General features: G+C 49.4%; 12 protein-coding genes. All 12 read right to left on the reverse strand.

Features of this window, described 5'->3' with window-relative positions; all coding sequences use genetic code 11:
* Positions 1-5: 5 nt before the first annotated feature.
* Positions 6-989, reverse strand: a complete 984-nt coding sequence (locus tag OHJ21_RS10145; protein WP_486019994.1) for an ABC transporter ATP-binding protein — start codon at positions 987-989, stop codon at positions 6-8.
* A gap of 60 nt (positions 990-1,049) precedes the next feature.
* Complete coding sequence (locus tag OHJ21_RS10150) at positions 1,050-2,225, reverse strand: radical SAM protein (protein ID WP_486019995.1); 1,176 nt, start codon at positions 2,223-2,225, stop codon at positions 1,050-1,052.
* Positions 2,197-3,303 carry a hypothetical protein gene (locus OHJ21_RS10155; RefSeq protein WP_486019996.1) on the reverse strand — a complete coding sequence of 369 codons (1,107 nt, stop codon included), beginning with the start codon at positions 3,301-3,303 and terminating at the stop codon, positions 2,197-2,199. The genes OHJ21_RS10150 and OHJ21_RS10155 overlap by 29 nt, the downstream gene beginning before the upstream one ends.
* A 23-nt stretch (positions 3,304-3,326) precedes the next feature.
* The gene (locus OHJ21_RS10160; protein ID WP_486019997.1) at positions 3,327-4,841 is read right to left on the reverse strand and encodes an ATP-grasp domain-containing protein; all 1,515 of its coding nucleotides are present in this window, start codon (positions 4,839-4,841) and stop codon (positions 3,327-3,329) included.
* The gene (locus OHJ21_RS10165; RefSeq protein WP_100537525.1) at positions 4,828-5,103 is read right to left on the reverse strand and encodes an acyl carrier protein; all 276 of its coding nucleotides are present in this window, start codon (positions 5,101-5,103) and stop codon (positions 4,828-4,830) included. The genes OHJ21_RS10160 and OHJ21_RS10165 overlap by 14 nt, the downstream gene beginning before the upstream one ends.
* Positions 5,104-5,523: 420 nt before the next feature.
* Positions 5,524-6,783, reverse strand: a complete 1,260-nt coding sequence (locus OHJ21_RS10170) for an MFS transporter (protein ID WP_486019999.1) — start codon at positions 6,781-6,783, stop codon at positions 5,524-5,526.
* Between the two features lie 159 nt (positions 6,784-6,942).
* Positions 6,943-8,235, reverse strand: a complete 1,293-nt coding sequence (locus OHJ21_RS10175; protein WP_486020000.1) for a CehA/McbA family metallohydrolase — start codon at positions 8,233-8,235, stop codon at positions 6,943-6,945.
* Positions 8,236-8,257: 22 nt separating this feature from the next.
* Complete coding sequence (locus OHJ21_RS10180; protein WP_100537529.1) at positions 8,258-9,124, reverse strand: carbohydrate ABC transporter permease; 867 nt, start codon at positions 9,122-9,124, stop codon at positions 8,258-8,260.
* Between the two features lie 8 nt (positions 9,125-9,132).
* Complete coding sequence (locus OHJ21_RS10185; RefSeq protein ID WP_486020001.1) at positions 9,133-9,966, reverse strand: ABC transporter permease subunit; 834 nt, start codon at positions 9,964-9,966, stop codon at positions 9,133-9,135.
* Positions 9,967-10,073: 107 nt separating this feature from the next.
* A complete protein-coding gene (locus OHJ21_RS10190; RefSeq protein WP_100537531.1) occupies positions 10,074-11,507 on the reverse strand; it encodes an extracellular solute-binding protein in 1,434 nt (477 codons plus the stop codon).
* Between the two features lie 23 nt (positions 11,508-11,530).
* Positions 11,531-12,544: a LacI family DNA-binding transcriptional regulator gene (locus OHJ21_RS10195; RefSeq protein ID WP_100537532.1), complete on the reverse strand. Its 1,014-nt coding sequence runs from the start codon at positions 12,542-12,544 to the stop codon at positions 11,531-11,533.
* Between the two features lie 267 nt (positions 12,545-12,811).
* Positions 12,812-13,222 carry a DUF6157 family protein gene (locus OHJ21_RS10200; RefSeq protein WP_100537533.1) on the reverse strand — a complete coding sequence of 137 codons (411 nt, stop codon included), beginning with the start codon at positions 13,220-13,222 and terminating at the stop codon, positions 12,812-12,814.
* Positions 13,223-13,584 lie beyond the last annotated feature (362 nt).

The following is a 13,584-nucleotide window of genomic DNA, read 5'->3' on the forward strand; positions in this document are numbered from 1 at the left end:
TCTGTTCATCCGACGGATTCCTTGCGGTAGAGCATCGAAATACTCTCCTCGATCGCCACGTCCTCTATTGTCCAGTCCACGATCGGAAACGAATCGAGCACGGCACGCGACACTTCCTTCAAGCGGTACTTAGGCAGCTCCAAGACCGCGTTGTAGTCGTCTGCGCTGACGATTTTTCCGAATTTGGCCAACCGCTGCTCGGCAACGGGTTCGGAGAACTGCAGCCTTATCACTTTGTTCTCGCCAAATAGATCATTGATTTTATGAAGGTCACCGTCATACAGAATACTGCCTTCATTAATGATGATCGTCCGCTTGCACAGGTCCTCCACATCCTTCATGTAGTGACTCGTCAGCAGAATTGTCGCACCGAATTGTTCGTTGTAATATTTCAGAAACTCCCTGACCTTCTTCTGGGAAGGGAAATCGAGGCCGATCGTCGGCTCATCGAGATAAAGCAGCTTAGGCCGGTGGATCAGAGCGGCGATGAGCTCCATTTTCATCCGCTCCCCCAGGGACAGCCGACGCACCTGCACGTCCAGAAGGTCCTGTACATCGAGCATTTCCGATAGCTCGGCAAGACTCCGGCGGTAGAGATCATCGTCCACGTCATAAATACATTTGTTCAAATAAATCGACTCGCTGGCGGGAAGGTCCCACCAAAGCTGGTTTTTCTGGCCCATCACAATGGAGAAAAGCCGTTTGAACTCGTTCTTTCGCTCCCATGGCACATAGCCGAGTACATTGGCTTCCCCGCTCGTGGGATATAAAATGCCCGATAACATCTTGAGTGTTGTGGTCTTGCCCGCCCCGTTGGGCCCGAGAAATCCAACACACTCGCCGGGACCGATATCGAAGGAAACGGCTTTAACCGCTTCCCTCACCAGTGACTTGCGGGCAAACAAATTTTTTAATGAATTTTTGAGCCCGGCTTCTTTCCGATAATACACAAACGATTTGTGCAGCTCCCGCACACGGATATAGTCCATCTCCGATCCTCCCGAACGTTTGCCTGATTCGCCTGATTGAACGGCATAAAGTTTAAACGTTTAAACTCCATTGTTATAAAGCAGCACGCATTTCGAGCAAATCGGCATCAGACCGCACGCCAGAACCTCACGCTGTTTCCGAAGATCTTCGCCGTGGAAAATATCCGCTACACTATCTTCATACAAATTGCCGACACTGAATTCCGGAAAAAATTTGCACGGATTCACTTTCCCGTCCGGCATCACGTCCATCCGGTTCGAGATCGAGAAGCACTTCGTCCGGTTCATGGCCGGCTTCTCGCTTCCCCGGATAAACCCTTCCACCTCTTCAGGCTCCAGCGCGGGCTGATAGCGTATCCGTACATTCCATACCCGTGAATTGACGCGTTTCAACTCTTCGATCAACGTATCGAAATGGTCCGGTGAGATGTGGAACGTGAAAGAGTGCCAGCTGTTCTTATGGTCGTGCGCAAAGCGGGAGGCAAGGTGCGGGAAGTGGGCATCGAAGTAGGCGTCCATTTTCTCCGCCGTACCGGAAGGGATGTACCAAGGGAAGCAGAAGTATACGGAATCTACGCCCATCTCTTCGAAGAATTCCATAAAGCTGTAAAGCTGGCCGACCATCTGGTCATTTACCGTTAGAGCTACAGACACTTTGCCTTTGTACAGGCCCTGCTTTTGCAGATCCAGCAGCAGCTGTATGGCGTGGATCACTTTCTTGAACGTGCCTTTGCCTCTTATCGCGTCATTCTCTTTTTCGAAGCCTTCCAGGCTGACCAGCATGACCAGATTTTCCGACATTTTCAGAATGGAATCCAACTTTTGTTCTATGAGAATCGCATTCGTACAAATGGTTGTATACCGATCTTCTCTGGCCAGCAGCTCCGCCAGTTCATCGAACTTGGAGTAGAACAGCGGCTCCCCGCCCCACAGGAACACGCGCGATTTGCGTTCTCTTGTTTCGGCAAGAAGCTTCTCCACGACAGGAATCTCGATTTCGTCGTTCTTTACTTCTTTGGCGAAGCCGTGATGAAAGCCTTCCGGATTCCATTCGAAGCAATGCTTGCAGCGCAGATTGCAGCCGTTATTGAGCTTGATCCCGATCTCATAGGGCACGGGGGCAGCATAAGTCGGATCCTCCTTGAGCTTCCTTCCTGTTTCCGCAAGCGGCACCAGGGTTCTTTTCATATTACGGAACGTCAGTTGGTCAAACGTAACTGCTGTTTTCGGCTGCATAGGTGTTCCTCCCAAAATGGTTAATTTTTGATCGCTGCTCCAGTAAACGTCTGCAAATCTCCTGCAGCAAAGGTTTGGAAAAATCCTGGGCTTTCCACTCCGCAAACCGGATACCGAAACCACAGGATTCCCAATAAGTTGAATTATGAAGCTCATGGTCGCCGAACGGTTCCAGCATGACAAATGGGATTCCGAACGATAACGAGTCGTTCAGGGTCGCTCCCCCCGGCTTGCTGATGATGGCTGCGCAATTTCGCATCAGATCCGTGTAAACGGAGTAATCCCCGAGCGGAAACTCCCGCAGCACGCCGTCTTCACGGACATAACGGGCCATCGGCGGAAATGTGTGACGCCCCTGCTCGTTCTTGCTCCACGGATCCCAAGATCCCTCCGTTCCGAAGTAGCGCGTAACCCCGTCGTCCTCCTCTACTTCGGAGGGATCGTAGACGATCACATCAAGGCTGTGGCCGAGCTTACGAAGTTCTGAGATCGTCCCGGCATAGGTCCCGATCCCCCAGCCACCGCCATGGATCAGAATGCGTCCGGCACGCTGCGTGTAAGGCAGCGGCTCCGCTTCGTCCGAAGCAAGGTAACTGCCCGGGGACAGCTTTGAGGGCTCGTAGAACCAGACGTTGTCGTAGCCTAGATATAACCGCTTGTGCACCTTATAAGACGGTGTATCACTCGCATCCAACCGAATCAGCCGGATGTCCAGGGGGATGCCGGCAGCTGCCTTATAACGTTCCAGGATTGGCAGCCAGAAGCCCGTAAACACTGCAAAGCGAGAGATACCTGCCTGCCTCCAGTCGTCCAGCATACTCCGAACCGCTTCCTCGTCCAGGGAAGAGTCAACGGGCTTGGCCAGTTTATGCCCCATACGGGCTACGGAGAAATCCGCATGGAATGCTTTTTTGGTGGAACGTATTTTGTGCCGGACTTCTTCGTGGTACAGATTTTCCAGAACGTAAACGTCTGCTCCGATACCTCTGCCTTGCAGGTACGTTTGCAGATGCATAGACGGAATGTATGCGCCGAGCGAATTCCCCGACGCCAGCAAGGTAACCGAAGATGAATTCATGCGTGAGCCCCCGAGTTCCAGATTTAGTTGTACACTTTAACGGACAAGTCGGCGAGCATCTGACGCAGGCTTTTGACCAGTTCGCTGCGATGTCCGTCGTCACGTCCCAGCACAGCTGCATACAGCCGTCCCTTCGGCATCCCCCGTTTGTTCTGTGTTCCTTCGGCGATACGGCGTCGGGTTAGAATCTCGTTCACCATGACGGTATTGGATGATAGCGGCACGATCCCGTAATCCCCGGGTGCTGCCAGCAGAAGACCGGTTTCGCGTAAAGCTTGCAGGAGTTTCCCGAAAGTGAACCCTTCGGGAAGACCGAGAGACAAAAACGTAAGCCATCCGGTATGGCCGTATGGTTCCCACCATGTATTGAGATAGGCGTTAATCAGTCCCATGGACTTGCGGGCGTTGATCTCCACAATGGATACGACTTCTCCGTCCTCCAGCATCATGGAGTCGAAGCAGACGAAGCCGTGGTAGCCGTCCTCGACCAGAGCCCGGAGCGCTTTCTCCATCACGGTAAAATAGCCGGCGTTCTCCAGCATCCCGTTAAAAGCTTCATCGGCTTGGATAGACCCGCTGTAATTTTGCTGGTGATTCATCATCCGCTGAACGGAGATGAACTCCTTCTCACCGTTCTCCCGGATGAACCAGTGAGAACTGAAATCGGTCACTTTCGGCAGCAGGGGCTCCAGCAGAAATTGAACGCGCAATCCGCTTCCCTCCTGTTTATGCAGGTGTTCTGCGATCCTTCGCTGCATGGCTTCACTGTCGATGAACAGGTTGCCCTTGCCCGAAACACCGAAGGGGTCTTTCATCAGGTATGGCCCCCGATTCAGAAGCGTAGTTCCGATCGCCTCCATTTCCGCAGCGCTGTTTACCTCCATGCCGTAGCGCTTCTCGCCGATTCTGGCCAGGAGTCGGCTCGAGTATATCTTGGAGTTAACACTTACAACCGTCTCCACGTCCGGCAAAGGTCCAAACGGTCCGGCGGCACGGAGGTAAGTTTCCGTTTCTGTTGTAATGGCGTACGGAGATAGAATGTTTGCGACGTGGGTAAACAACGCTTCATCCGGTGATTGTGTTTGGCGCAAACGGTTTGCGGCATTCCTGGAAGAGATTGGATCCGGCAAGACCGCACCCTCAGAATAACCGGCACCGGCTGTCTGCAGCGTTCTGTTTGCCGGTATTAGCTTTTGGGCTTGTTCGGCTGCAAGGCTGAACATGCACCGCTTGAAATCGTCCGATTCCGGTAAAAGCTTATTCTCATCGTTCAAATCATAGTGATAACGGGTCCGAAAAGAAAAGCCCAACCCGTTTAGGTATTCGTGCAGCGCCGGATCGATTTTGCAACGACTGTAAAGGACATCGTCCGGACCGCAAAATGGAAAAAGCAGCTCGTCCATGCATAGGACAATCGATTCTCGGTCCTTATCGGGCATAGCGGGCAGCCGGGCCAGACTCGGATCCCTCCAACGTGTTTCGGGATCGAAGGTACCCATCACGATTTTCGGAATCACGCCGGCTTCATTGCTTGACATCTTCGTACAAAGGCTGCTCCTGCGATTGGCAGCTTTTCAAAAAAGTGATAAATGAGTCGATCGACTGGAGATGTTCGTAATCGAATTGGTCATAGTCAATGACCACGTTTAACTGATCTTCGACTTTGAGCATAAACTGGATCATTTGCAGTGAATCGAGGCCTATATCGTTGTTTAGATCCGTTTCGGGGGACAGGACTTGGCGGAGTTCCGGTTGGTCTTCTTTGATAGAGCACAAAATGTCTACGATTTTATCGTACATGACTACACTCCTTTAAAAGGTTAATATACGAGGTACAACCGAATCCTTACGTTTAGAAATTCCATTATTCGAATAAAAAACGCCTTAAACATTTCCCTCCTTTTTCCATAGTTACAATTATTATCTTCTTAGTGTTAAAATCTGTCAACAATAAATATAACATGGTTCTATAGAGCGAAAATTGTCGGAATTGTCTTACGAAAAAAGGAGCCGTAACCTCAAAAGGTCACTAGCTCCTTGTACTCATGACATGGCCATATGCGTTATGGTTCCGCGCAACACCTAGGATACTTAGTATAAGCTTCCACACTTCGTTCGGTATGTCCATTCTCCGTCGATCTTTAATGAAAGGATCGCCTGGATATTCAGCCTCGCTTGCTTTAAGTGGATAAACTCCCATTTTGTCGAGGCTTGGAAGCATTAATCCGGTATGGCTTCTTGTTCGTTCTGCAGTGGCATGCCTGCTTCAACCAATCGCTTGTTGCGAGCGAAGAACGCAGTAAGTACGAGCATAAACAGTCCGGTACCGACCAGCAGCCATTCGATTTTGACCACGTCGGCAAGAGGTCCGAATATCAGCATCCCGATGGGCATCATGGAAGTCGAGATCATCCCGAAGACACCGAATATACGTCCCAGATAATTTTCGTCCACCTTCTCCTGCAGCATGACGGTCGTCGGCGTATTAAATATGGGCATCGCAACTCCGAACACAGCCATGATGGCTAAATAAATCCAGAATACAGGTACAATACCAAGCGCAAAAGTGGACAGGGCCATGATGAAGCTGGCGATAGCCATCGTGTACACTTTATTTTTGAAGCCGCCCCATGACGCGATGATCCCTCCTCCGGCCATCATGCCGACGGAAAACGCGATCTCGATTGCCGTCAAGCGCCAAACATCGTCACCGAAGCTGCGGGTAACCTGCAGCGGAGTCAGAAAGGCAGCAGGTGCCATGAGTACGAAGAAAAAAGCGAAGAAGATAAAAAATGATTTTAAAAAGGCATGCCGTTTTATGTACACCAAGCCCTCCTTGAAGTCGTCCAGATAGCCTGTACTTTGCGTGTCAGATGCCTTTTTGTGCAGCGGAATTTTGAGAAAGACAAACAAGGTAAAGATCGCGATCGCAGCCGTAACGACGTCGATGAAAAAAATCACTTCGATCGTTGCCATGGTAAGCAAACCCGCGCTGACGATGGGCGCTACGAACATGGTGAGTGCTTGTAGGCTGCCGTTGATGCCGTTTACTTTCGTTAGCTTTTCTTGAGGCACGATTTGAGGCAATATCGCCCCGACCGCTGGTGTCTGAATGCCTGCTCCGAGTGCGCGTACGGCAGAGATGATAAACAGCAGCCAAACCGCTTGGTAGCCAAGCATAAATGTAATGGCCAAAATGAGTGTAACCACCGCGATCATCGCATCCGCAATCATAATGAGCGTTTTACGATTGAAGCGATCCGCCCATACCCCCGCAAACGGCGACAGCAGAAACGTCGGAATGAATCCGCAAATAATATACAGCGTCATCATGATGCCTGACTGTGTAGTCAGCGTAATGTACCACATGATAGCATATTGCACCAAGGCGGAACCAAACAGCGAGAGGGTCTGGCTGCTTAAGAAGAGAATGATGTTCCTCTTCCAGTGGATTTTCTTATCACCTTCGGCTACTGACATCGTCCCAACCCTTTCATGATAAATCTCCCTTACTCGAATTACACTCATTATACCTTAAAATGAAATGCGATATTTCTTCTTGATTGCTCATTTTGCGTCCGTCATAGCGGACGATCCAATGACCTATGTTCTGCTCCTCTGGATACAATTCCGGTGTATCTATTTTGATTCAAAATAGATGGGGTTTGTCACAACCGCCATCGACATGCCATCCGCCTGTTTGAAACTCCGCCAAATTTCTGCTCGTAAAAATCTTCTTTGTTTGGCGTTAAACGTAAGTATAACTCCCCCGACCGAGTCAGCAGAAGTTTCTTCCTCTAAACCGCGCTCGCTGTATAGGCGAATCAGATCGCCTGCAAGCAAATCATCCAACTGAACGACCACCTGTTGATCGGCTTGCTCATAAGGGACTTGATCTCCAATCCCGTACTCACCGCACTGAAGGTTGGCAAAAGGTCCGTCAGGCGAATAGGTCATCACGACATGACCTCCCTCAATGCCTTTCAGCACGCCCTCCACCGTTCTTTCATCGGTCCAAACCCATACGCATGGCATTGCATGCTTCACATATGTATCCGGACGATGGACATCGCTTCCGCCTACAGCTACCAGGCGTCTCCCTGAGGCGAGCTGCTCCTGCCACCAAAAAAGCGCGCGTCTGTTGCGCTCTCCCCATGGCCCGTTCCAAATTTCCACCCAGTCGTAATCCACTTCGAAATCCCATTCCCAAGGGCAGTTATCGCAGTGCGTATGATTCAGTACGATCTTGGCCCCCCGCTCGCGAGCGACTCGAAACTTCTCATGCACATCGGATATCTCCGAGACACGGAAATCATCCATGGGGTTCTTTACGCCGAGAAAATTACTGTGGCCAAAATTCGTCGTAAACTCCGTACCCGGTATCATAAGTATCGAAGTCCCGCGCGGATACGCAAGGTTTTGGCTGCTTGTATTGTGATCGGTCATGGCAATAAAATCGCAGCCCAGGCTCTCCATAATGGCCGCATTTTCTTCCAGTGTATAAGTGCCGTCACTATGAACGCTATGCGTGTGAAGATCACCCTTCAGCCAACGCGGTGACTTATATGTAAACTCGATTATAATCGAGACCATACAGCCCTCAACGGGCACCTTGTAGGCGTTATGGAGAATGGCCCATTCTCCCGGCGCTAAATGTCCGGGCAGATATCCTGGAGTCGCTTGATTCGGTCCAATATTAAATTCCTGGCGTGCTCCTCCACTCCAGCCTCTTACGCTGTCGCTGTCCCGAACGCCAAGATCAATGACAGCTTTTGCGCTTTCAATGCCATAGGATTCCACCTGATAGCTCACGTGAATTTTTTCGACGTTCTGTGGCATCTGGAATGGAATTTCAATGTACGTACTTTGTTCCGAATGCTCAATAAATCGTTGGAAAGTTGATGTATACACCGACTTGGTTCGTTTTACCATGCAAACTCCTCCTCATTCCTGCTTATTCTTTATTTGCGCCAACAAACATCCCTTTGACGAAATACTTTTGCACATACGGATAAATGATGATAAGCGGAAGCAAGGCAATGACGATGCCCGCCATTCTGACATTGGTCGTGATCATGAAATTGCTCGAGGTCGAATCGCTATCGACAATGAGTGATTTTAACGCTATTTGCAGTGTATATTTGGATGAGTCATTAATGTAAAGGACAGCAGGCGTGAATTGGTTCCAGCGACTAACAAACTCAAACAGGGTGACCGTTGCCAGTCCTGCTCTCGCAAGCGGCAAGTACATCGTAAAGAAAATCCGCGGATCCCCGGCGCCGTCGATTCGGGCCGATTCCGACATCTCGTAGGGAACGCTCAGAAAGAAATTTCGCATGAGCATGACGCTGAAGCCGGAGACGAAACCCGAAAGGATCAGGGAGGTCAGTGTATTAAGGAGTCCTAGATCCTGATTCACGATATACAGCGGAATCATGATAGCCTCACTTGGAATCATCATCGTTAACAGGATCGCGGATAACATCCACTTTTTTCCGGGAAGTCCTTTCTGAATCAGTACATAGCCCGCCATAGAACTTAGGAATACATGACCTATCGTACCGACCAAGGTGACAATGACATTGTTCGAAAAAGCCAAATAGAGCTTCATGCGGCTCCATACCGTGGAGAATCCCTCCAGGCTGAATTCTTTGGGCCACAGTACGATCCCTGGCTGCATGGAAGCAAAATTAGATGAAAATGCAAGGGCAAGTGTATTTATAAACGGAATAATCATGGTCAATATGAGCAGAAGGAGGAAAAGAAAATTGAACGTATCAAAAAACCGGCCTGATAAGCTTATTTTATTCGTTGATTTCATATACCGACTCACCCTTCATCGTAGCGGATAACCGCTCTTGTTGCATACGTAAGTGTGAATGTTGCCATAATCACCAGGAACCCGGCCGCCGTAGCAGGACCAACGCTAAACTCCAATATCCCTTTTTGATAGGTGTACATCATAATGACGTCTACTTTATTTGCAATGGCGCCATTACTCATCACAAATATTTGATCGAACAAGCGCAGGATACTTAATACATTCAGCATAATGACCACTTTCATGGTGGAACGAAGCATCGGAATCGTTACGAAACGGACCTTCTGCCAGCGGCTGGCTCCGTCCATGCTAGCAGCCTCATAAAGCGATGGATTTATGTTTACGATGGCGGCCAAGTACATAATGCAGGTATAACCCATCTCTTTCCAACCTGAGGTAAGGATCATGACGATGCGGGCATAACGGTCTGAAGACAGGAAACCGACCGACTGACCCCCGAAGAGCTGAATGATCTGGTTAACGATGCCGGTGTCCGGGGACAGCAGGAGAATCCACATCCCGCCTACGACGACCCAGGAAAATAAATGAGGTAAATAAACGATCATCTGGGTCATTTTTTTGAACCAGACAGAAGCTACTTCATTTAAGGAGAGCGCAAGGATTAGCGGCAAAATGAAGTTGATGATAAAGCTTCCTGCGCCGATAAAGATGGTATTCTTGAAAACTTCCCAAAAAACCGGGTCCTTCAGCACGCTCAGATAATTATCGAACCCAATAAACGGCCGGTCTCCGATAAGCCGGTAATCTTGAAAGCTGATGACAAGTCCGCGGGCAAGCGGATAAAAGGAAAAGATCAGGAAATAGGCCAAGATTGGGATCATCATATAATATAGGGCTTTGTATTTGAATAAGGCTTTCACGGAAAATCACCACCATGGTTGAAAATAAAGAGGGCGCGGAGTTGTCGCCGCCCCCTCCCCTTAAAGCTTTAATCGATATACCCGCCTGCTTTAAGTTCTTCTCTCATTTTCCTTACGGCATCGGCAGCCGGCAGCTCGCCCATGATCGCTTTGAAGGAATGTTCATTGATAATCTTCTCGGCATTCGACCAATTTGGAGGCGTTAATTCCAAGGAAGCGTATTGATCGACGAGCTCCTGCGCTTCTTGAACGCCTGGCAGTTTACCGAAGGGTGCTTCGACGTTACGGTTATACCAGAAAGGAACGCCGTGATCGGAGGCATGCTCTTTACCGGTCTGAGTCAGCACATACTTGCCGCTGTTGTCAATTGTGTAGTCAACGTCCTTAATGCCCAGGCTGCCTAGGGTAATCCCTTCCTCGGAATGCCACCATTCAATGAATTCAAAGGCTGTTTTCGGATGCTCCGCATTGACAGGAACAACCCATACATCCGGATCGCCCCTTCGCAACATGTGGTTACCGTTCGCATCGGCAGCACCCGGCAAGCCCTTCGCTTCGAATTTCGTATTCGGATCCTGTTCGTGACGCGTGTTGTTCAGCATGCCTACCCAAGCGTCCCAGTACGTAATCATGCCGACACGATCGGTCAGGAACAGGTCGCGCATTTTGCCCGTATCGTTCGTGGTAAAGTTCGGATCAAGAATACCCTCCTTAAAAAGCTTGTTCAGCCATTCATAAACCGGGATGGCCGCATCTGTGGAATACGGCACGTCCAGCTTGCCTTCCGCGGTTTCCACATATCGTTGTTTTAGGCCCGCTGCGCTGAAGAAGCCCTGCAGTTCGTACATGCCGGCCGTACTGAGCCCATACGTGTCTTTTTTTCCGTTGCCGTCCGGATCTTGTTCGGTGAACGCTTTGAGGACATTGTAATAATCTTCCAAAGTTTCAGGCTCGGGCAGGTTTAATTTGTTCAACCAGTCCTTGCGAACGATCGGCATCGTGCCTCCCTGGTACTTGGTGAAAATGCCGTAGATCTCCCCATCTTTTGTCTTGACTTGTTCCCACTCCTTGGCGGGAATGACATTTGGATCCGAGAGTACCTTGGAGCCGGTCACTTGATCGGTCAACGGTGTAAGGATTCCTTGATCAATAAAAGTGGACATTTTCTCTTTGCTGATCTGCAGCAAATCGAACTTTTCCCCGGAAGCGATGGCGGCCAGCAGCTTCTGGTCATAGTCGGCAGCCGGCTTATTCATCGTTACCTTGATGCCGGTTAGGCGTTCGATTTCCTGCTCGAACTGCGTATTCTCTTCAGACGTTTTCCCGCCAATGACGCCCGTCATGATTTTGAGCGTGCGTTCTTCGGCATTCGATGCAGCTTGGGACGCGGCATTGCCGCCTTCCTGTGTACTGCTGCCTGCGTTTGGGGAGCAACCCGCAAGCAGCACGCCGAACAGAGATACAGCCAGGATTGCACTCATGATCTTGTTTCTTTTTACCAAGCTAATCCACTCCTTAATTGTCGTTAAAATAGTACATTGCAGGATTCCCTTACAACCAGCTGTGCAGGTATGATGATTTGCCTGTGGATACGCTTATCGCTTATTTTCTCGAACAAGAGCTTGGCCGCTTCAGCTCCGAGCGTCTCAGCCGACAATTCCACAGATGTAAGCTTTGGATTCATATCCTGAGCCAAAATAGCATCATTGCTGAGAGCGATCACCGATAGCTGTTCGGGCACTTCGATATCCAATTCCCTGGCAGCCCTCAGCACGCCAAGTGCCACTCGATCCGTATCCGTAATGACTGCCGTATAGTTCATGTTTCCATAGGTGTTCATGATCGACATATATCCGTATTCCGTACCGTTGGCATACAGCATGTGGTCATAGTACACCACATACTCTTCACACATCGGTAAACCGTGCTTTCTATAAGCCTCCAACAAGCCATGTCTCCGATCATAGGACACGGTCATATCGGAGGATGCATTCAGGAAAAGCACGGTTTTATGTCCGCCCCGGAGCAAATAATCTCCAACCTGTTGAGCCACGCTTGTATTGTTGTTATCCACGTAGCTGATCGAATCGTCATACGGATCAGATCGCCCTACCAGAACAAGAGGGGTACCCATCGTACGGTACCGTTGGATTCGCAAGTCATTCTTTCGCGGGTTGAGCAGAATGACGCCATCGACAGGATCCTGCGAATATAACGTAGGATCCTCCTGCTCGGGCAAGGTGTCCAGAACTAGGCGGTACCCTTGCTTGGAGCATTCCTGGATGACCCCGTTAATCAGCTGAGTATCGAATGCCGTCATTGTCCCGTCAGGCGGGAGAGGTATTTTGAGGCCGATGCTCATTGTCCTCTTGATTGCCAGACTTCGCGCCAGATGATTGGGGTAATATCCCAGTTCTTGGGCCACCTCTAGTACCCGCTTCGTAACGGGTTGGCTGATAGGTCTTTTTTTGCTAAAGACACTGGATACGGTTCCCTTGGATACTCCAGCCATTCTGGCGACGTCATCAATGGTAGCCATCTATTGTTGTTCCTTTCTTCTTGCAGAGTCTGATGGAAATGCTTGATCATTAAACCGGTTTAATAACCCTACGTGATTGATTGTAAAAAAGATTAATTGAATAGAATGCAGGTTTTTGTTAATTGAAAATTAAATCTTAGAAATGAAACTCGTATCTCTCGGCAAACAAAAAAAGCCGCCTATTTGGCGACTTGGTATGCATATTATAGAGAACCCATCCCCATGGAGTTTGGGTTACCGTTAAAGTGTATCCTCCCGATATAGCTCCTAGGCTCTTTTGGAGCGCATCGCCTTAAATTGAGCAATGCCTTTATCGTTCATGAGTTTTATGTATTCATCTGACTCTACGGCATAAATCGCGACTTTCCCTTCAGCGTCATGATGAATCCCCCAGCCATAGCGCTTGCCCAAGGACGAGGTTCGGAGACAAGGCTGCCCTTTGGAAAAAAACTTCTCGCGAGCGGCTGCTCTCTCCGTTTCCGAGATCTGATTGCGCTCGGCAAACACTTCGAACAACACATCCTCTTGCGTATATCGGTAAGGGTGGTTCGATATCATCTCATATTGAATAACCGGTACGGTCTTAGACTCACCTTTAGTCTTCGGAATTACAGCCACGCTAGCAGGGCAGTCTTCGGCAACTTGAATAAAGGTATTGTAATGATTCATGTCTTTCATATGTAAGAATGACCTCCAGTTCCAATTAACATTCAATATACATCATATCGTAACATCATCTAAAGGATAGCGCTAGAATCTTGAATCGTTTTCCGCCTTATATCCGAAGCAGCGGCTCCCGGCAGCGGCAAGCTGGCTTCGACCACTCACTTATTGCGGGAGATCAAAGCAGTCAGTTCGAGCATGAGTAATCCGTTTCCAATCAACGGTCCGAATATCAACATCCCGACGGGCATCATGGACAAGCTTCTCTTAATCGTAATCGCCAAAAATTAAGTGCTTGAGGATCCATGACTTATCCTGATAAGTTTCCCTATGTCCCAAAATAAATAACAGCCTCAATCCGTCCTACCGGAGAAATC

Origin of the sequence: Virgibacillus sp. LDC1 (assembly GCF_025792345.1) — a bacterium.
GTDB classification, from domain to species: Bacteria; Bacillota; Bacilli; order Paenibacillales; family Paenibacillaceae; genus Paenibacillus_AQ; species Paenibacillus_AQ lautus.